The 20,537-nt window shown below is 44.0% G+C and carries 18 protein-coding genes and 1 pseudogene; 9 read left to right on the plus strand and 10 right to left on the minus strand.

The annotated features are described in order from the left end of the window. Positions 1-8: 8 nt before the first annotated feature. Positions 9-1,064 (minus strand): recombinase RecA, encoded by a 1,056-nt coding sequence (gene recA, locus MS_RS10205; protein ID WP_011201394.1) that lies wholly within the window; start codon positions 1,062-1,064, stop codon positions 9-11. 214 nt (positions 1,065-1,278) lie between these two features. On the opposite strand from recA, the gene mutS reads away from it, so the two are divergent. Then, positions 1,279-3,855 (plus strand): DNA mismatch repair protein MutS, encoded by a 2,577-nt coding sequence (mutS, locus tag MS_RS10210; RefSeq protein ID WP_041640088.1) that lies wholly within the window; start codon positions 1,279-1,281, stop codon positions 3,853-3,855. A gap of 71 nt (positions 3,856-3,926) precedes the next feature. Further along, a complete protein-coding gene (locus MS_RS10215; RefSeq protein WP_011201396.1) occupies positions 3,927-4,343 on the plus strand; it encodes a PACE efflux transporter in 417 nt (138 codons plus the stop codon). 107 nt (positions 4,344-4,450) lie between these two features. Here MS_RS10215 and MS_RS10220 read toward each other — a convergent pair whose 3' ends face one another. The 3 genes from MS_RS10220 to MS_RS10230 form a co-directional block, all read right to left on the minus strand. Further along, positions 4,451-6,346: a UDP-glucose:protein N-beta-glucosyltransferase gene (locus tag MS_RS10220; RefSeq protein ID WP_011201397.1), complete on the minus strand. Its 1,896-nt coding sequence runs from the start codon at positions 6,344-6,346 to the stop codon at positions 4,451-4,453. A 61-nt stretch (positions 6,347-6,407) separates the two neighbouring features. After that, positions 6,408-7,742, minus strand: coding sequence for a 30S ribosomal protein S12 methylthiotransferase RimO (gene rimO / locus MS_RS10225; RefSeq protein ID WP_041640091.1), 1,335 nt, complete (start codon positions 7,740-7,742; stop codon positions 6,408-6,410). Positions 7,743-7,954: 212 nt separating this feature from the next. Continuing rightward, entirely contained in the window at positions 7,955-8,467 is a 513-nt protein-coding gene (locus MS_RS10230) for a rhodanese family protein (RefSeq protein ID WP_041640093.1), read from the minus strand. A 256-nt stretch (positions 8,468-8,723) separates the two neighbouring features. On the opposite strand from MS_RS10230, the gene gyrB reads away from it, so the two are divergent. The 3 genes from gyrB to MS_RS10245 all read left to right on the plus strand — a co-directional run bounded on the left by gyrB (position 8,724) and on the right by MS_RS10245 (position 12,377). Next, complete coding sequence (gyrB, locus tag MS_RS10235) at positions 8,724-11,159, plus strand: DNA topoisomerase (ATP-hydrolyzing) subunit B (RefSeq protein WP_011201400.1); 2,436 nt, start codon at positions 8,724-8,726, stop codon at positions 11,157-11,159. Between the two features lie 65 nt (positions 11,160-11,224). After that, complete coding sequence (gene mioC / locus MS_RS10240; RefSeq protein ID WP_011201401.1) at positions 11,225-11,662, plus strand: FMN-binding protein MioC; 438 nt, start codon at positions 11,225-11,227, stop codon at positions 11,660-11,662. An 88-nt stretch (positions 11,663-11,750) separates the two neighbouring features. Beyond that, a complete protein-coding gene (locus tag MS_RS10245; protein ID WP_011201403.1) occupies positions 11,751-12,377 on the plus strand; it encodes a LysE/ArgO family amino acid transporter in 627 nt (208 codons plus the stop codon). Positions 12,378-12,438: 61 nt separating this feature from the next. Here the strand turns inward: MS_RS10245 and zapB are convergent, their stop codons facing one another. Next, positions 12,439-12,657 carry a cell division protein ZapB gene (gene zapB / locus MS_RS10250; protein ID WP_011201404.1) on the minus strand — a complete coding sequence of 73 codons (219 nt, stop codon included), beginning with the start codon at positions 12,655-12,657 and terminating at the stop codon, positions 12,439-12,441. A gap of 196 nt (positions 12,658-12,853) precedes the next feature. Between zapB and glpX the strand changes: the two genes are divergently transcribed. The 3 genes from glpX (at position 12,854) to MS_RS10265 (ending at position 16,216) form a co-directional block, all read left to right on the plus strand. After that, entirely contained in the window at positions 12,854-13,867 is a 1,014-nt protein-coding gene (glpX, locus tag MS_RS10255) for a class II fructose-bisphosphatase (protein WP_011201405.1), read from the plus strand. Positions 13,868-14,128: 261 nt separating this feature from the next. After that, entirely contained in the window at positions 14,129-14,881 is a 753-nt protein-coding gene (locus MS_RS10260; protein WP_011201406.1) for an alpha/beta hydrolase, read from the plus strand. A gap of 363 nt (positions 14,882-15,244) precedes the next feature. Then, positions 15,245-16,216, plus strand: coding sequence for a TRAP transporter substrate-binding protein (locus MS_RS10265; protein ID WP_011201408.1), 972 nt, complete (start codon positions 15,245-15,247; stop codon positions 16,214-16,216). 281 nt (positions 16,217-16,497) lie between these two features. Here MS_RS10265 and rfaC read toward each other — a convergent pair whose 3' ends face one another. From rfaC to waaF, 3 genes and pseudogenes are all read right to left on the minus strand, one after another. Continuing rightward, a complete protein-coding gene (rfaC, locus tag MS_RS10270; RefSeq protein ID WP_041640278.1) occupies positions 16,498-17,454 on the minus strand; it encodes a lipopolysaccharide heptosyltransferase RfaC in 957 nt (318 codons plus the stop codon). 8 nt (positions 17,455-17,462) lie between these two features. Further along, a pseudogene (locus tag MS_RS11110) lies at positions 17,463-17,552 on the minus strand (phosphate-starvation-inducible protein PsiE); the annotation flags it as partial. 10 nt (positions 17,553-17,562) lie between these two features. Then, the gene (gene waaF, locus MS_RS10275; protein WP_011201411.1) at positions 17,563-18,603 is read right to left on the minus strand and encodes a lipopolysaccharide heptosyltransferase II; all 1,041 of its coding nucleotides are present in this window, start codon (positions 18,601-18,603) and stop codon (positions 17,563-17,565) included. A 156-nt stretch (positions 18,604-18,759) separates the two neighbouring features. Between waaF and MS_RS10280 the strand changes: the two genes are divergently transcribed. After that, positions 18,760-19,050 (plus strand): YfcZ/YiiS family protein, encoded by a 291-nt coding sequence (locus MS_RS10280; protein WP_041640095.1) that lies wholly within the window; start codon positions 18,760-18,762, stop codon positions 19,048-19,050. 56 nt (positions 19,051-19,106) lie between these two features. Here the strand turns inward: MS_RS10280 and hslO are convergent, their stop codons facing one another. Both hslO and hslR read right to left on the minus strand, forming a co-directional pair. After that, entirely contained in the window at positions 19,107-19,994 is an 888-nt protein-coding gene (gene hslO, locus MS_RS10285; RefSeq protein WP_011201413.1) for an Hsp33 family molecular chaperone HslO, read from the minus strand. Between the two features lie 119 nt (positions 19,995-20,113). Continuing rightward, positions 20,114-20,524: a ribosome-associated heat shock protein Hsp15 gene (gene hslR / locus MS_RS10290; protein ID WP_011201415.1), complete on the minus strand. Its 411-nt coding sequence runs from the start codon at positions 20,522-20,524 to the stop codon at positions 20,114-20,116. Positions 20,525-20,537: the final 13 nt, after the last annotated feature.

The following is a 20,537-nucleotide window of genomic DNA, read 5'->3' on the forward strand; positions in this document are numbered from 1 at the left end:
AACGAAATTTATTCGAAATCTTCTTTTTCTTCGCTATTGGTTTCGATATCGGCTAACAATGCCTGTTCCGGATTTGCCAGCAATTCGGCGCGGATTTTATTTTCCAACTCGGCGGCAACGGTAGGATTTTCCGCTAACCATTTCATGGCATTCGCTTTACCCTGACCTATTTTATCGCCGTTGTAGGCATACCACGCACCGGATTTATCAACCAGTTTGTGTTTTACCCCAAGTTCGATTAATTCGCCGTTTTTAGAGATACCTTCGCCATAAAGAATCTGGAAATCCACTTGGCGGAACGGCGGCGCTAATTTGTTTTTCACTACTTTCACACGGGTTTCATTACCGATGATTTCATCACCGTCTTTTACCGCGCCTACGCGGCGAATATCTAAACGTACGGACGAATAGAATTTCAACGCATTACCGCCGGTGGTGGTTTCCGGGTTACCGAACATAACACCAATCTTCATACGGATTTGGTTGATAAATACCACTAAACAATTGGCGTTTTTAATCTGACCGGTTAATTTACGCAAAGCTTGAGACATTAAACGGGCTTGCAAACCAACATGCGAATCGCCCATGTCGCCTTCAATTTCCGCTTTCGGGGTTAAGGCGGCCACCGAGTCCACAATAATCACATCCACTGCGCCGGAACGAACCAACGCATCGCAAATTTCCAATGCCTGTTCTCCGTTATCGGGTTGAGAAACTAATAATTCTTTAACGTCAACACCTAATTTTGCGGCATAAATCGGATCTAACGCATGTTCAGCATCAATAAATGCGCAAACCTTGCCTGCTTTTTGCGCCTGCGCGATAACGGACAGAGTTAATGTGGTTTTACCTGAAGATTCCGGCCCGAAAATTTCAACGACACGCCCCATTGGCAAGCCGCCGATACCAAGCGCCACATCCAAACCGATTGAGCCGGTTGAAATTGACTCTACGTCAAGCGCTTGCGTATCGCCTAATTTCATAATTGCGCCTTTACCAAATTGTTTTTCAATTTGACCTAAAGCGGCAGCCAGCGCTTTGGATTTTTCATCATTCGTTGCCATGTATAACCTCTGTCAAATAAAGTCATTCTCAAAATTTGTGGTGTATAATAACTGGTATAATATACAGTATCAAGAGAAATTTTGATCTTTTTCATGCGTTTATTAAATTTTGCGATCCTACGCGCAAAAATAAAATAAAAGGCGGATATTCGAAATCCGCCATGCAATTCAGTATAATAACCCGTCAAGCTAATTAACCAACTGAGTGAACGTAATGGAAAATCTCGAGCAACATACGCCCATGATGCGCCAATATCTCGCCTTAAAAGCGGAAAATCCGGATATTTTGTTATTCTATCGAATGGGGGATTTTTATGAGCTTTTTTATGACGACGCAAAAAAAGCGGCGGCATTGCTGGATATTTCCCTGACCAAACGGGGTCAGTCCGCCGGACAGCCGATTCCTATGGCAGGCGTGCCTTATCATGCGGTGGAAGGTTATCTCGCTAAGCTGGTTCAATTGGGCGAATCGGTGGCTATTTGCGAACAAATCGGCGATCCGGCGCTCAGCAAAGGTCCGGTAGAACGCAAAATCGTTCGAATTGTTACGCCCGGTACCGTCAGTGATGAAAATCTGCTGCCGGAACGACAAGACAACTTAATCGTCGCCGTTTATCAGGAAAAAGATAAATTCGGGCTGGCGACCTTAGATATGACCTCCGGTCGCTTCCAAATCAGCGAGCCGGAAAATGCGGAGAGCCTGAAAGCCGAATTACAGCGCCTTGCGCCCGCCGAATTGCTCTACTGCGAAGACTTTGCGGATATGCAACTTATTGAACATTACAAAGGCTTACGCCGGCGCCCGATTTGGGAATTCGAATTAAGTACGGCGGTACAGTTGCTTAACCGTCAGTTCGGCACAAAAGATTTACGCGGTTTCGGGGTTGAAAAAGCGATTTTAGGCTTGTGCGCGGCAGGTTGTTTACTACAATATGCGAAAGAAACCCAGCGCACCGCATTGCCTCATATTCAGAGCATTACATTAATTCAGAATAACGAAAATATTCAGTTGGATGCGGCAACCCGACGTAATCTGGAATTGACTCAAAATCTGGCCGGCGGTACGGAAAACACATTGGCATCCGTGCTTGATAAATGCGTTACCCCCATGGGCAGCCGCTTGTTGAAACGCTGGATTCATCAGCCTATCCGCCATATACAGAAATTACGGCAACGCCAGCAAATCATTAGTGAAATTATCCAATTGGATTTAATCGGCGAGCTACAACCTTACTTGCAGCAAGTCGGCGATATGGAACGTATTCTCGCCCGCGTAGCGTTACGTACGGCCCGCCCCCGCGATTTAACCCGTTTACGTACGGCGCTGGAACAAATTCCGACAATTAAAGACATTCTCAAAAATTCGCCAAAATTTACCGCACTTTTTCAGCAAATCGGCGATTTTGACGAACTTTTTGCATTATTGCAGCAGGCGATTATCGACAATCCGCCGTTACTCATCCGTGACGGCGGCGTAATTGCCGAAGGTTATAATGCGGAGTTGGACGAATGGCGGGCGCTGTCTGACGGCGCCACTAAATATTTAGAAGATTTGGAAATCCGCGAACGCGAATCCACCGGTATTGATACGCTGAAAGTCGGTTTTAATGCCGTACACGGTTATTATATTCAAATCAGCCAGGGGCAGGCTCATAAAGCGCCGATTCATTACGTTCGGCGGCAAACCTTAAAAAACGCGGAACGTTTTATTATTCCCGAATTAAAAACCTATGAAGATAAAGTATTAAAGGCAAAAGGCGCTTCGCTTGCTCTGGAAAAACAACTCTATGACGCACTTTTCGACCGATTGTTACCGCACTTGGGCGCATTACAACTGGCGAGTTTGACCTTATCGGCACTGGACGTATTAACGAATCTGGCGGAACGGGCGGAAACCCTGAATTATGTTGCGCCGGATTTCAGCGATGAAATCGGGGTTAAAATCGAAAACGGTCGTCATCCTGTTGTAGAGCAAGTGTTAAAAGAACCCTTTATTGCCAATCCGGTAGATTTAAATCAGCAGCGCCATTTATTGATTATTACCGGTCCGAATATGGGCGGTAAGAGCACCTATATGCGGCAAACCGCTCTCATTACGTTAATGGCCTATATCGGCAGTTTCGTGCCGGCGGAAAGCGCTTTGATAGGCCCTATTGATCGCATATTCACCCGTATCGGCGCCTCCGACGATTTGGCTTCGGGCCGCTCAACCTTTATGGTGGAAATGACGGAGATGGCAAATATTCTGCACCAGGCCGGCGCAAACAGTTTAGTGTTAATTGATGAAATCGGGCGGGGAACTTCAACCTATGACGGTTTGTCGCTCGCCTGGGCCTGTGCGGAATGGTTAGCCAAAAAACTGCGTTCTTTAACTTTGTTCGCCACCCATTATTTCGAATTAACCGTGTTACCGGAGCAACTTGCGGGGACCGCAAACGTGCATTTAGACGCTTTGGAGCACGGTGACAGCATTGCTTTTATGCACGCCGTACAAGACGGAGCGGCTAGCAAAAGCTACGGTTTGGCGGTTGCCGCACTGGCAGGTGTACCAAAAAATGTAGTAAAACTGGCAAAACAGAAATTAGCGAATTTAGAAAAATTATCGCAGCAAAGTGCGGATCAAAAATTACAGGATTTGCGCACCATAAACCAAAATCAGGGCGAACTGAATCTGATGGAAGAAGAAGACGGCAAAAATGCCGCCCTTGAAATGCTGGCTCAGCTTGACCCCGACGATCTCAGTCCGAAACAGGCGCTGGCTTATTTGTATCAGTTGAAAAAATTACTCTGATTTGCACCGCACTTTTAAAAGTGCGGTCTTTTTTTCCGGATTTTTAATCCGTTATTTCGTTTGCAGGCTATATGATGACCGTTAAAGAACGCTTATTTCATGCCGTTTTGTTTGAAGCCGGCGCAATTATCCTTTCCGTTTTATTTATTTGGCTGACTACCGGCAAATCGGGAATGGTCGAATCCGCCTCTATGATTCTGATTTCCTTTATCGCCATGGTTTGGAATATGATTTTTAACTGGATTTTTGATAAATTTTTCACCTTTCCAAAGCAATACCGCACGGCAAAATTACGTTTATTTCATACCGTCGCATTTGAAACGGGCTTATTAATTTTTACCATTCCCGTTATCGCTTATTTTTTAGCGGTGGATTGGTTTACCGCCTTTTTGATGGATGTCGGGATTTCCATCACAATTATGCTGTACGGCTATTTTTTTAACTGGGGTTACGATCATATGCGGGCGACGCTAATAAACAAGCGCTGACAAGGCGTAAACAAAAATAAGGCTTGTAATGTTACTGCTACAAGCCTTAATTAAGAAATATTGAAGTCACAAAAAACGAGATTTTTCTACCGCACTTTTCCCGTTATTTATTCGGCGATCTCAAGTTGTACCTGATTTTCGCTTGCCCATTCTTTTAACTTCGCCAGTAAGACAGTGCCCATTGGTCGCGGATCACCGGTAAACAGCGTTTTCAGACCGTTATTTTCAATAATATGACGGCGTAAGGCTAAACGCTCCCGATGATTTTCCGCCAGACGAATCGCCCGCTCAACATATTCGTCGACCGTATTGGCGATCAGCCATTCCGGCAGCCCAAGACGTTTGAACAGCCCTTCATCGATATGTTCGTGCACTTCAGGTCCGGTTTTACACACGCCCACCAGCCCCAGAGTAACCATATCGATAATGCCGTTGGTATTGCCGAACGGGAACGGGTTTACCATCATATCGCAGCCACGTAAGATTTCGAGATATTGGTGGTATGGCGAATGCGGATGCGCCGTGGCCGAATCACCGAGATAAGTTTTAACAAAACGTTCCACGTAAGGATGCGTAATTCCTTGCGATTGACCTAAAGCAAAATGAAAATGCACTTTAACTTTAGCCCGGTCACGAATGGCTTTTAACGCTTCTAAGAAATAAGGATTTAACTTCATAGTGGTCGAAGCAATGCCTATATTGACCACGTCCGGGTTTTCACGCAGATTATAATCGACTTTTTCCGGCGCCAATGCGGAAGGCACATAAGGCAGGGCGTCTTTCGGCAAACGCAACAATTTCTCGCTGAAACATTGCTCCGAACCCACGTAATCGTCTTCCACAATCACATAGTCAATAAACGGAGAATGGGTTGTCGCCGGATGTCCTAAAGCGATAACCTGAATCGGCGCATAACGTATATTGCTGGCAAAAATAGGTAATAAATCCATGCCGATACTCGGCATATAGAATACCGCCGCACCGTTTTCTTCACAAAGATTGCGCAAAAAGGCTAATTTCTCAATCAGATTATTGCCGGCGACCTCATGAAATTCATCAAAAACCTCGCGACCTTTTTGATCCACGGATTCATTACCCAAGCCGATTAAATAAAAATGTTCGCGGGCGGCAATCATTGATGTGGAATGAGTCCGATAAATCGAATGGGCGGCATGGAAATGTTCAAGCAATACCACCATAACCGGCTTGCCGTTACGATAACCCAATTTTTTCACATCGCGATCCTGCAAACCTGCTTCTAAAACATGGCGGCGAATCACTTGGTTTAGGGCGTTTTTCACCCAATGTTTATTTTCCGCCACATCATAACTGCAATGCATATACACATCATGAGTAATACTGCTCGGTACATTATTTAAATTCGGCAGCTGCGCCAATTTTTCCGGCAGCCATTGCAAAATTAACGCCCGTTTGGAAAAGGCCGTTGCGGTACCGATAAAACGCGGCGATTGCAGAGCAAAACAAAGGGAAACGCAGATATTCGCATCTACATTCCATAATGTATCCAAATTAATATTCAGATTGGATTCAGGAAAATAGAGAATACAGAATTTTAATAATGCCGATCTGTTGGCTTCTAAATGAACTTCCGACGAAATACGATCAGGATTTTGGTTATACACCTGTAATACGTGATCCGCATTGATATAAGGAGAACTGGCGAAGATTAACGACATCCAGCGTTGAAATAAAAAGAAACGCTGCGCACCGGATTCCGAAATATTTAACTCTTTGTCGCTGAACAAAGTTGTAATTGCCGTTGCCATGCGGGTACAAAAATAAACTATTTTATCCTGCTGTAAATTCGCCTCCGCCAACTGTTTTGGCATTTGAAATTCAATATCATTGATGTTGCCAAAATTGCTGTCCAGTTTGCCCAGAATACTTAGCAGTTCCGTACAAGCCGATTCGTAGGATTTATCCGCCACCGCTTGTTCAAAACGCTCAACGCTAGGATTTACTTGAGTTTTATTTTCAGACATAACCTCTCCCTAAATTCAAATTAAGGCTTGTTACCCCAAGAATAACAAGCCCCATCGTTTTTTAACAAGTTCCCCACAGATCGTATTCGTCCGCATTGGTAATAGCGACCTGAATAATATCCCCGATTTTCACCGCGCTTTCACTCCGATTATCAACATAAACCACGCCGTCAATTTCCGGCGCATCCGCCATTGAACGGCCGATAATGCCGTCTTCGTCAATATCATCAATAATAACCGGCAATGTTTTTCCGATTTTTTGCTGTAAACGTTGCGCGGAGATTTGTTGCTGCAGCTCCATAAAACGTTGGAAACGCTGTTCTTTTACCTCTTCCGGCACCTGATCCGCCATATCGGTGGCAACCGCGCCTTCCACCGGGCTGAATTTAAAACAGCCCACGCGGTCTAACTGCGCTTCTTGTAAGAAGTCTAACAACATTTGGAAATCTTCTTCCGTTTCGCCCGGGAAGCCTACGATAAAGGTTGAACGCAGAGTTAATTCGGGGCAAATTTCACGCCATTTTTGAATGCGTTCCAACACACGCTCTACCGAACCGGGGCGCTTCATCGCTTTTAATACTTTCGGGCTGGCGTGTTGAAGCGGAATATCCAGATAAGGCAGAATTTTACCTTCCGCCATTAAGGGAATCAGATCGTCCACATGCGGATAAGGATAAACGTAATGCAAGCGAATCCAGGCACCTAGCGTACCTAACTGTCGACACAAGGTGATTAAATTATTTTTGATCGGCGCACCATTCCAGAAAACGGTTTTATTCTGATTTTCTTTGCTTTGATCCAGCGCGTATGCGGAAGTATCCTGCGACACCACCAACAATTCTTTCACACCCGAATCCACCAGGCGTTTCGCTTCGTCTAACACTTGAGTAATCGGACGACTATCCAAATCGCCGCGCAAGGAAGGAATAATACAGAATGTACACTTGTGATCGCAACCTTCCGAAATTTTTAAATAGGCATAATGTTTCGGCGTTAATTTCACCCCTTGCGCAGGCACCAAACTGGTGTATGGGTTGCGTTCGGGTCGCGGCACGTATTTATGCACGTGTTCCATCACCGCTTCATAACTATGAGGACCGGTGATTTCCAAAACTTTCGGATGCACCTCACGAATTTGGTTTTCTTTTGCCCCTAAACAGCCCGTCACTATCACTTTACCGTTTTCTTCCAGCGCTTCACCGATCGCTTCTAAAGATTCTTGTACCGCACTGTCAATAAAACCGCAGGTATTGACAATAACTAAATCCGCATTTTCATAAGTCGGAATAATGTTGTAACCGTCGGTACGTAACTCGGTCAAAATACGTTCGGAATCCACTAGATTTTTAGGACAGCCTAAACTCACAAAACCAATATTCGGTGCTGAATAACTCATAAAATATCTCACAATAACGGAAGTAAAGAGGCTGCTCTTTTATTCAATGAGCAGCCTGTAAGAAAAAGTTGCTCATTGTACAAAAATTATCAACGAAAGGCGAGCGGTTGAAATAAAATCTCTGTAAAGATCTGTCAGGGCTTCGGCACTTTAAATGATTTAACCGAGTAACATAAATAATCTAATAATTGTGCCGATAATACCTGCGGACTCTATTTATTCCACGGGCATTTCGATAACAATACAGCCATACCGCAAAAACCCGAGACGCCGGCAAAAATCAATCCGGCACCGACAAATCCGCTTAATAAAAAACACCAAGGGGAAACCGAGTAACCCAAAATAACCCCCAATAACACCAAACTTCCTGCGGCAATTTGTACCTGGCGCATTAAAGGAAGAGGTTGCGCTTTATTCACGACCGTGGCAAAACCTGCTTTTTTCCAGGCATTTAAACCGCCGTCTAAAATATACACCTCCGCTGCGGCGGCAGAGGCTTTCGCTAATAACGCCATATTCGCCTGAGTACGCATACCGGATTGGCAATGAAAAATCACACAAGGCGAGTTGTTGCAGATTTCCGGTTTTAAACCGGTTAAAGGTTGGGAAACCGCCTGTTCAATACATTCATGCGAGTATTCATCGGCATCACGAATATCAATTAATAACGCACCTTGAGCAAGTTTCTCTTGTAATTGCCGAGCGGTGATTTTGGTTATGTTCATCATAAATTCCTTTATCATCAAAATAATAGATAAATAACTAACAACTGGAAACACTATAATAGATTTTTTCCGAATCGGATTAAAGATACTTCAAATAATAAAACCCTAGAATCTCTTCGAACTTTAATTCATAACCGCAAAGCAGTAATTATTTATGATTGGCTCCCAATATCCTTATCGCTATTAAAACGTGCTATTCAGCCAATAATTTGCTATAATTCGAACAATTTTTTCATGAATAAAACAGAGAAATACTATGTCAGAAAATACACAAGAAAATTATGGCGCAAGTAGCATTAAAGTCTTAAAGGGATTAGATGCGGTACGTAAACGTCCGGGTATGTACATTGGTGATACGGATGACGGCACGGGCTTGCACCATATGGTGTTTGAGGTTGTGGATAACGCCATTGATGAAGCGTTGGCGGGGTATTGTAAAGACATTATCGTCACCATTCACGAAGATAACTCGGTATCCGTACAAGATGACGGCCGCGGTATTCCTGTCGATATTCATCCGGAAGAAGGCGTTTCGGCGGCACAGGTTATTATGACCGTATTACATGCCGGCGGTAAATTCGACGATAACTCTTATAAAGTATCGGGCGGTTTGCACGGCGTGGGCGTATCCGTCGTTAATGCGCTTTCCGATAAATTACAGTTAACCATTCGTCGTCAAGGGCACGTTTACGAACAATTCTATAGCCTTGGCGAACCGAATGAACAATTAAAAAATATCGGTGAAACCGATAAAACAGGGACAACCGTTCGTTTTTGGCCAAGTCCGACAATCTTCTCTAACACCGTTTTTGAGTATGAAATATTAAAAAAACGTTTACGTGAACTGTCATTCTTAAATTCGGGCGTTTCAATTAAATTATTTGATGAACGAGACGGCGCAAACGACCACTTCCATTACGAAGGCGGTATTCAGGCGTTTGTAGAATATTTGAATCAGAACAAAACGACCATTCATCCGAAACCCTTTTATTTTTCTATTGAAAAAGAAGGGATCGGCGTTGAAGTCGCATTGCAATGGAATGACGGTTATAACGAAAACATTTACTGCTTTACCAATAATATTCCGCAGCGCGACGGCGGTACCCATTTGGCCGGTTTCAGGGGCGCGTTAACCCGTACTTTAAACAGCTACATGGATAAAGCGGGTTTAAACAAAAAAGGCAAAAACGATAAAGATAAAGTCGAAACCTCCGGAGATGACGCTCGTGAGGGTTTAGTCGCGGTAATTTCCGTTAAAGTGCCTGACCCGAAATTCTCGTCACAAACAAAAGACAAACTGGTTTCATCCGAAGTAAAAGGTGCGGTGGAATCGGCGATGAACGAACGCCTGCAGGAATATCTGGAAGAAAATCCGAACGACGCCAAAATCATTGCCACCAAAATCGTTGACGCGGCGCGTGCCCGAGAAGCGGCGCGCAAAGCACGCGAAATGACCCGCCGTAAAGGTGCGTTGGATATCGCGGGGTTGCCGGGTAAACTGGCAGACTGTCAGGAACGTGATCCGGCATTTTCCGAATTATACTTAGTGGAAGGGGACTCCGCGGGCGGTTCTGCCAAACAGGGCCGCAACCGTAAAAACCAGGCAATTTTGCCGTTAAAAGGGAAAATCCTAAATGTGGAAAAAGCGCGTTTCGACAAAATGCTTTCCTCGCAAGAAGTCGGTACCTTAATTACCGCGCTTGGTTGCGGGATCGGTCGCGACGAATATAACCCGGATAAAATGCGCTATCACAAAGTGATTATCATGACCGATGCGGATGTGGACGGTTCACATATCCGCACCCTTTTATTAACCTTCTTCTATCGCCAAATGCCGGAAATCATTGAGCGAGGATATGTGTATATTGCGCAGCCGCCGCTGTATAAAGTGAAAAAAGGCAAACAGGAGCAATATATCAAAGACGAGCCGGCAATGACCCAATACGAATTGGCGATTGCCCTGGAAGACGCGGCGCTTTACGTAAATGCGAATGCGCCGGCAATGACAGGCTTGCCGTTGGAAAAACTGGTGGCGGATTATAATAACACGCATCAAATGATCGAACGTTTACACCGTCGTTATCCTGAAGCCCTGTTAAAAGAATTAATTTATTATCCGCAATTGACCACAGAGTTAATGAAAGATACGGGTGCAACGGAAGAATGGACAAAAAATTTAATTGCCGTCTTAACGGAAAAAGATACGCAAGGCAATAGCTATTCGTTCCGGCTTCAATATGATACGGAACGCCAGGTCAACGATATTATTTTAACGGTTCGCACCCACGGCGTGGATACCAATTATACGTTGAATTACCAATTCGCGACAGGCAATGAATACGCCCGTATCGTCAAACTGGGTAATCAATTAAAAGGTCTATTGGAAGACGGCGCATACGTTACCCGAGGCAACGGTAAACTTGAAATAAGCTCCTTTGAACAGGCGATCGAATGGTTTGTGAAAGAATCCCGTAAAGGGTTAACTGTTCAGCGTTATAAAGGGTTAGGCGAAATGAATCCGGAACAACTTTGGGAAACCACTATGGATCCGGATGCCCGTCATATGCTGAAAGTAACCATTAAAGACGCGGTGGCGGCAGACCAGCTCTTCACCACCTTAATGGGTGACGAAGTCGAGCCTCGTCGCGATTTCATCGAAAGCAATGCGTTACGCGCAAATTTAGATATTTAATTATTAAGTTATAACTGGGGCGTACAGCGTACGCCCTTTTTTATACATCAGTTTGAGAAAACGTTATGGAAAAATCAATCGCTATTATCACGGGCAGTACCCTTGGCGGTGCGGAATATGTGGCGGATCATTTAGCAGAATTATTAGAAAATCGGGGATTTTCCGTACAGGTTGAGAATAATGCGGCATTCACCGATGTAGCGGAACAAAGTTTGTGGCTGATTGTAACCTCAACTCACGGCGCGGGCGATTTGCCGGACAACTTAAAACCGTTCATTCGGCAAATTAACACTGAAGATTTAACCCAAGTGCGGTTCGCTGTGGTGGGTTTAGGCAATTCCGATTACGATACCTTCTGCCATGCGGTGGATAAAGTGGAAAACGCACTCACCGCGCAAGGCGCCGCACGGCTTTGCGATTCCCTGCGGATTGACGTATTAACGACGGATGATCACGAGCAATGCGCGGAAAACTGGCTGCCGAATTTCGTTGCGGCGTTATAATTTTGATGAAAAGTGCGGTCAAAAAAACAAAATTTTTTAATTTAGCCTGCCAACATCAGTTATTAAATTATATTTTCGGAGCAATAGAATGGAAACCTTTATCCACGGCTTTTTAGTTTGCGGCGGATTAATTATTGCCATTGGCGCACAAAATGCCTTTGTATTAAAACAGGGATTACTAAAAAATCATATTTTAGCCGTGATTCTCACCTGTTTTATCTGCGATATCGTATTGATTTCTCTTGGTGTTTTAGGCTTAGGCAGTTTAATCAGCGAAAGTCGGGAGGCAACGGTGGCGCTGGGCATTGTCGGCGCCTTATTTTTAACGGTTTACGGCGCAAGAGCGTTTCGCTCGGCTTACTTAGGCAATTCCAGCTTAGAAATACAAAGCCAACGTCAAGATAATACATCGTCCGCCTGGAAGGCGGTACTGGCTACCCTTGCCATCACCTTACTGAATCCGCATGTTTATTTGGATTGCTTTGCAATTATCGGCGGTATCGCAGGTACATTGACACCGGATCAGAAAATCCTGTTTTTATGCGGCGCACTTTGCACGTCATTTTTATGGTTTTTCAGTTTAGGCTACGGCGCCAGACTGCTCATTCCATTATTCAAACGCCCGATTACCTGGCGCATTTTAGATTTTGTAATCGGAAGTGTGATGTGGTTAATCGCCTTCGGTTTAGCCAAATACGCCTATCAATTGGCTTAATGAATATCCATAAAAAAGCTGAACCTTTGGGATTCAGCTTTTATTTTCTTAAAAATTGCAATTAAACGTTGTCGATCTGACCTAATAACGAACGCAAACGTTCCTGCCAATTGTTATGTTCGCCTTTAAGCTGTTCGTTTTCACTACGTAATTCGTCATTCGCTTGTTGCGCTTGTTGATTTTTTTCTTTTAACTCTTCCACTTCTAATTGAAGTAATTGAATAGTTTCAACCGCTTGCTTAATTTTACCTTCTAGTTGGTCTAAAATTTCTAAAGACATGAAAAATTCCTCTTCTGAATATTGTATAAAATATGACGTTATTCTACCTTAGAATCGCCTTGAGATTAAAGGGTGAAATAAAAATTTCCTGTATATTTGTTCAATTTTTACAAGTATTCAGACAATTTTATATCGCAATCGTTTGCCGAATGCTAAAATAAATAGCAATTTCGTTAATTAATAAAGGATTAAACAGATGAACAGATCATTATCCATTGAGTTTTCAAGAGTAACTGAAGCGGCGGCAATTTCCGCTCACAGTTGGATTGGTCGCGGCGATAAAAACGCGGCGGATGAAGCAGCGGTAAAAGCCATGCGTTATATGTTGAATCGTATTCATATGGACGGCGAAATTGTGATTGGCGAAGGCGAAATTGACGACGCGCCAATGCTCTATATCGGTGAAAAAGTAGGTTCCGGCATGGGCGAACAAGTATCTATCGCGGTAGATCCCATTGACGGCACCAGAATGACCGCCATGGGGCAATCCGGTGCATTGGCGGTACTTGCCGCCGGCGGAAAAAATACCTTCTTAAAAGCGCCGGATATGTATATGGAAAAATTAGTGGTTTCCGCCGAAGCAAAAGGCATGATTGATTTAAATTTACCTATCGAACAAAATCTGCGTCGGGTAGCATCAAGAAAAGGGAAACTGATGTCGGAACTGGTCGTCATGGTGCTGGCAAAACCCCGTCATAATGAAATTATTAAACAAATTCAATCACTTGGAGCAAAAGTATTAGCTATTCCGGACGGTGATGTCGCTGCTTCCGTGCAAGTGTGCCTGCCGGATGCGGAAGCGGACGTGCTGTACGGTATCGGCGGTGCGCCCGAAGGTGTGATTACCGCAGCGGCGGTACGGGCCTTAGGCGGAGATATGCAGGCGCGCTTATTACCTCGTAACGAAGTGAAAGACGATACGCCGGAAAATCAACAAATCGCACAAGAAGAAATGCGCCGTTGTCAGGAAATGGGCGTGGCGGTGAACCAGGTTTTATCATTAAACGAACTGGCTCATGATGATAATTTGGTGTTCGTAGCAACGGGCATTACAAACGGCGATTTATTAAAAGGCATCCAGATTAAAGGCAACTTCGCAACAACGGAAACCCTGATGATTCGCGGACAATCCCACACTATCCGCCGCATTCAATCCATGCACTATTTAGACGGCAAAGACCCGGATTTATATAAATCCATCGCTTTATAATTTACCCTGATCATTTCCGAATTGGAAATATCTTAAAAAGTGCGGTAAAAATCCCCGAAATTTTACCGCACTTTTACCTGACTTATAGGCAACTCTCGCTTAATCGCCTTATAAAAGATTACGACCTCATTATCCGGCTATCCGAAAAACGGCGACAAATATTAATCGGCTCTTGGCGGGAAAAGTAAAACAACGAAAGCCTAAAGTGCGGTAAAATTTTCCGATTTTTGTAGAATTTAGATAAAAAGAGAACGCAATCTAATGGAAAAACTATTTGATATTAATGAACAGGGCTTGAGCGTACGATGCAAGCTATTTTACGAAAAAGATGTACACAGCATTGAAAATATCGTATTGATTTTACACGGTTTCGGCTCATCTAAAGAAGTAAAATCCAATGCCAAATTCGGCGAGCGCTTAATCACAAAATACAAAAACTATGGCGCCATCGCTTTCGATCTGCCTTGCCACGGCGCAGACGCCCGTAAAAAATTATCCGTAGCGGAATGCCTCACCTACATTCAATTGGTCGTCAATTACGCCAAAGAAAAACTTAACGCCCAAAACCTCTATGCCTACGCCACCAGCTTTGGTGGCTATCTAACGCTGAAATATATCGCCGAGCGGGAAAATCCGTTCCGAAAAATCGCTCTCAGAGCGCCGGCAATCCAAATGTTTCACACACTTACAGCCAATATGACTGACGACGAACGCCATAAAGTCGCGAAAGGAAAAGAAATCATGCTTGGTTTTGAACGAAAAATGAAAATCGGTAAAGAATTCCTGGACGAACTGGAACAAGGCGATATTCAGCAATACGACTATTTGGACTACGCCGACGACATGCTGATTCTCCACGGCACTGCCGATGAAATAGTGGACATCGCCACATCCCAAACTTTCGCCGAAAATAACGTCATCGAATTAATTGCCGTAGAAGGCGCCGACCACCCCTTCTCCAACCCGCAATTAATGGATCTGGCGATTGGACGAATTGTAGAGTTTTTCCACTAAAAACAATATTATTCCCGCTCTTCGTCCCGGTTTAACAAAGGGCGTAACATTTATCGGGCGGGATTTATCCCATCCTGCTACCAACCCGCACCTTAAAACCGGTAAGGCTTATAATCCCTTCGGACGCCAATAGATTTCTACATATGTCTATGGCGCTACTTTCAAAAATACTCGACAACCTTACCCTTACAAAAAAGCGATATAGTTCAATTCATTTTTTCATTATGAGACATTTGCCTCAATAATGAAAAATACGTTCCGATTGGCGGGAGAAACCGTTGTACTAGAACAATTAGTGCAATACCATTCATATTGGCTATTATTTAAACATATTTTTGTCAAAAATTATCCAAGAGGTATCCTATGAAACTTAAAAGTGTTTTTAGTAACTCGGTGCTGGCAAAAGCGGAAATGACATTACGCCTGGGTCTTGAACCTTCTATCGAGAGTCCGCAAGGCGTCGGCGCGAAGGAAATGGCAAAGGTGGCCGATGAGCTTTCCAAAGGAAAAATTGCGATTGAGTTCTTTCCCGATCAGCAATTAGGCACCGGGCCTCAGATGATCGAGATGGTCAAAAAAGGCGAATTGGATATTTTCCAAGGCGGTGCCGGGCTATATTCTTCAATAGAACCACGCCTAAATGTGTTTGATATTCCGTACTTATTTGATTCCGTAGAACAGGCTTACAAAGTATTGGACAGCGATTTCGGTAAAGAAATACTGGCAACATTGGAACCAGCTAATCTTAAAGGCCTGTCCTTCTGGGAAAACGGTATCCGTTCGGTCACCAGTAATGTAAAACCGATTAATACACCGGAAGATCTGGTCGGTTTAAAAATCCGGGTTATGCCGGCCAACCAGGTTCATGTTGATTTATGGCAAGGCGTCGGCGCAAAACCGGAACCGCTGCCTTACGGTGAAATTTACGGTAAATTGAAAAGCGGTGAATTAGATGCGCAGGAGCATCCGATTGCGCCGATTTACACCGGTAAATTCTATGAAGTTCAAAAATATTTATCTTTAACCCAACATATGTACGGCCCGTTGATTCAGGTGATGAATCTGGAGAAATTTAACGCATTACCGAAAGAAACTCAGGATATTTTACTGAAAGCTTCTTACGCGGGCGCGGTTAAAATGCGTCAGTTCTCAAATGAAAATGCCGCTAAATTCATCGATGATATGAAAAACAAAGGGATGTTAGTTAACGAAGTGGACACTACGCCGTTTAAAGCCAAAATGCGCCCGTTAGTTGAGAAACCTTATGTTGAGAAAAACGGCGATGATTGGCTGAAAAAAATCAACGCCTCTATTGAAGCGGATCGTAAAAAATAATCGTTTAGAATTGTTCCAACTACATTCGTCCCTTCGATTCTTACCGGCCCTACTTACTCAAAAGTGCGGTCGGTTTTTCTGTTTTTTTATCATGTTGGGATACCAGGATTACAAGCTTTTTAATATCATTCTTAAGTAGGAATCCAGTGTTATCGCCCCCAAAATTGGTTGAACGGTTGAAATTGGTACCTATTTCAGCTAAGGCAATCAATGCAATTTTACTTTGAATTTTAAAAAGCCGTCTGAAAACATTTAGCTATACGGATTCCTCTTTACCTTTTTTAAACAACACCAAAAAATCTCTCAAACACTTCTTCTGCGCTGATTGCGCGCATTGTTTCTTTTGTTAGGTGATGTTGGTTTTTGCCGTATGTACCGATTAATTTAGGGTCTGTTGCGCCGTAGAGAGTGATGTTGGGGATATCCAAAGCGGCGGTTAGGTGGGCGAGCCCCGTATCGACGGAAACCACGGCACTGCTTTGTGCTATTTCTTCGGCGAGCGCCGAAAGGGAAAGTTTCGGCAGGATTTTCACCTGAGGGATATTTTGGGCAATCTGTTGCGCTTGCTCGTATTCCCGTTCGTTTCCCCAAGGCAAGTGAATATGGTAGCCTTTTGCCGCTAACAGCCGGGCGAGCTTTGTCCATTCGGCGTTTATCCAAAACTTATCGGCTCTGGTGGTCGCGTGAATAAACATAATATAGGGATTATCTATTGCTTTGGCGGCGTGCCGAAAATGACTGGCAATACCATAATCGCCTTTTTCATCCGGCAAAGCATAACTCAGACTCTGCGCAAACAGGCGGCGAATGCGTTCCACCGCATGCTGTTGGTAAGGAATATTAAATTTATGATCATAAAAAAAAGCGGCAAGCCCTTCTCTTGCACAGGAAAAACTATAACCGTATTTTTCACCCCGGGCCGGGCGGGTAACCAATAGCGCGCTTTTTAATAAACCCTGCGCATCAATCACCGCATCATATTGTTCCGTCTGTAAAAAAGTGCGGTAATTTTTCCATTGATTTTTTGTTTCTGCGGAAAAAGGCTGCTTGCGCCAACGACGAATCGCCACCGGAATCACTTTATCTACTGCGCAATGCCAATGGGGAATTTCGGCAAAATTTTCTTCCACCACCCAATCGAAGCGAACATCGGGCAATGCTTTCTGCGCGTCGGTGAGCGCCGGCAAAGTGTGGAGAACATCTCCCATGGAGGAGGTTTTTACAATGAGGACTTTCATTTTTACCATTAAAAATTCTTTAATTTATCCGAATAACGCACTAAACAAAGGGCGATTTCCATCAACAAAATAGCGCCGACAAATAAAATTCTGTTTACGAAAGTTATCTTAATTTAACAATTGGGCTAATTTTTCCATCACCATTTCCGGCTGAATATCAATCAGGCTTTGATGGTACCCTTCCGCGCTGTCGGCACCTTTACGGATTTTTATCAGCCCGCCTTCAATCAGGCGGATAATTACCGCCTTATCCGACAACGGCGGCGTATATTGCGGGCTGGTCGGTCCGTAAAGAGCGACAAGCGGCCGCTTCAGCGCGGCGGCAATATGCATTAATCCGCTGTCATTCGTCACCATCGCCACACAATCGCTAATTAAATCCACCGCTTGGTTTAATTCCGTCTGACCGCTCAAATCCACACAATAGGCTTGCAGCGATTCCGGTAAACCGCCACGGATTTGTTGGCATACTTCATTATCTTTTGCCGATCCGAACAAACGAACGGAATAGCCTTTTTCAATTAACATTTCGGCAAGTTTCGCATAATGATAATGCGGGTATCTTTTAGCCGGCCCAAACTCTGCACCCGGGCAAAATCCGATAGCAGGCCGGTTTTCAGCTAAGGCAAGCTGTGCGCTGAATTTTTCTTTAGTTTTTTCCACCGCACTTTTTTCCACCGTTAAGTAAGGGGTCGGAATCGGTAAATTCTGTGCATCAGGCACCGCACTTTTTTCATAACCCAGGGCTGCGTAGCGTTGTACCATCATCGGATAATCATTTTTATTGGAACGCAAATCGTTCAAAAAGAAATAACGGCTTTCCCCTTTCCAGCCCCGGCGGACGGCAATTTTGGCAAACAACGGAATAAAGGCGGATTTCAGCGAATTAGGTAACACAATCGCCATATCATATTGATTACGCAAAGATTTTCCGATACGAAAACGCTCGGTAAGATTAAACGCACCATGACCGATAGGCATGGTTAACGCCCGGCGCACTTCCGGCATTCTCGCCAATAAAGGCTTGCACCAATTAGGGGCCAGCACATCAATTGCGCAATCGGGATATTGTTTTTTAAGGGTTTGATACAAACTGTGCGACATCATCATATCGCCGACCCAGGAAGGCCCAATAACTAGAATATTCATAATTTTCCTGATAAATATGCACGCAAAGTGCGGTGAAAATTTGTTTAATTTTAACTAAATTTTGTCCTTTTTACACGGGACTTTTCTCCTCAACATTGATCAAAAAGGCATTTAGTATTAAAGTAAAGCCAAATTCAATTAACTTGAGGAACTATGATGAAATCAGACAAACCCATTGAATGCGTAGGTTGCAACACTTTTGACGTCGGTTCAATTTTAAATAACGACGAACTTGAAGCAAAAATTGAAAAAGTATTTGCCGGCAAAGAAGAAGCCGAACAAGGTTTAGCTGCTTTAACCGCAAAGGCACGCGACATAGAAAGCGAACCTTGCAAAATCAGCAGTGAAATTACCCCGGTGGACGGCGGTTATAAATTAACGGCAAGCTTTGAATTCAGCTGCCAGGCTGAAGTGGTTATCTTCCAGTTAGGAACAAGAAGTTTCTAATATAGGCAGCAAAAAGCAAAAAAGTGGAATTTTTTAATTCCACTTTTTTATTACCATTAATGGGTAGTTACCGGTTCTTCGCCGCTTTTTTTCAGTTTTTCAATGGCTTCTTTATTGAAAAAATAATGGGTTCCGCAACATTCGCATTGCATATCAATGCTGCCGTTATGCTCTTCCAGAATCTCATCGATTTCATCGTCATTAATTAATAACAATGCCGAACCGGAACGTTCCTGCGAGCAACCGCAATGGAACTGTATAGCTTGCGGTTCATATAATTCAACGGTTTCTTCATGATATAGACGATAAAGCAGTTCTTCCGCCGGCAAACCGAAAATTTCTTCGTCTTTTACCGTCGCCGTTAAGGTTGCCAAATGGTCGAAATCATCCGGCGAACCTGAACCGTCCGGCATAATCTGCAATAACATACCGGCGGCTACGGGTTTTCCTTCATATTCGCCCACGCGAATTAATAATTGGGTTTGCAACTGTTCGGATCGTTGGAAATATTCTTCCAGGCATTCGGTGACGGTCGGCTTATCCAAAGCAATAATACCTTGATAACGTTCGCCTTCTTGCGGTGCGATAGTAATCACCAATACGCCTTTGCCGATCAATTGATGCAAACTCATATCATCGCGGATTTCGCCGTCGATACGCGCCAACGCACGAATTTGCTGCCGGTGATTGCCGTTTACCAACGCCAAGCGCAGCGGGCCGTCGCCCTGAATCTGTACGGTAATATCGCCGTTAAATTTTAGGGTTGCCGTCAGTAAATTGGTTGCCACCATCATTTCGCCTAACAGGTTACGCACCACATTCGGGTAATGATGCGTATTTAACGTATCGATAAAGGTTTGATTTAAACGAACCCACTCGCCGCGCACCGCTCTGTCCTGGAATAAATAGCGGTAGAGTTTGTCGTTATCTTGCATATAATTCATAATTTTCCTTGTTTGCTCAAGCGAACCGAATTGTCCGCCGTTCGAATATTGTTGCTATATTGGGATAATTATCGGAATTTCAATATATTGCAAAACTCCGAAAAAAATGACCGCACTTTTTAGCCTTGATTTTTAAATTTGATTAAATCCCGTCGCTCTTTTTTATTCGGCCGATGATCAGGATGAGGCATGGCGTTCATTTTCCGCGCTAATGCATTTTTTTCTCTGTTTTCAATGCTTTGTTCGGTTTCCGCATACAGCAATTGCGCCTGCGGCGCGCCCCGGCGTTGAGTGGAAAGTGCGGTCACTTTTATCTCTTTTTCATCATTGCCTTGGCGTAATTTAATGGTAGCGCCGATTTCTACGGTTTTATTCGGTTTGGTACGTTGCCCGTTATAATGCACTTTACCGCCGTCGATCATTTCTTTTGCGATAGTGCGGGTTTTATAAAAACGTGCCGCCCAAAGCCATTTGTCCAAACGGGTGACATCTTCGTCCTTTTCATCCGCTTTGCCTGGTTTTTTTGCCATAATCCGTCCTTAT

It is taken from the genome of [Mannheimia] succiniciproducens MBEL55E (assembly GCF_000007745.1).
GTDB classification, from domain to species: Bacteria; Pseudomonadota; Gammaproteobacteria; order Enterobacterales; family Pasteurellaceae; genus Basfia; species Basfia succiniciproducens.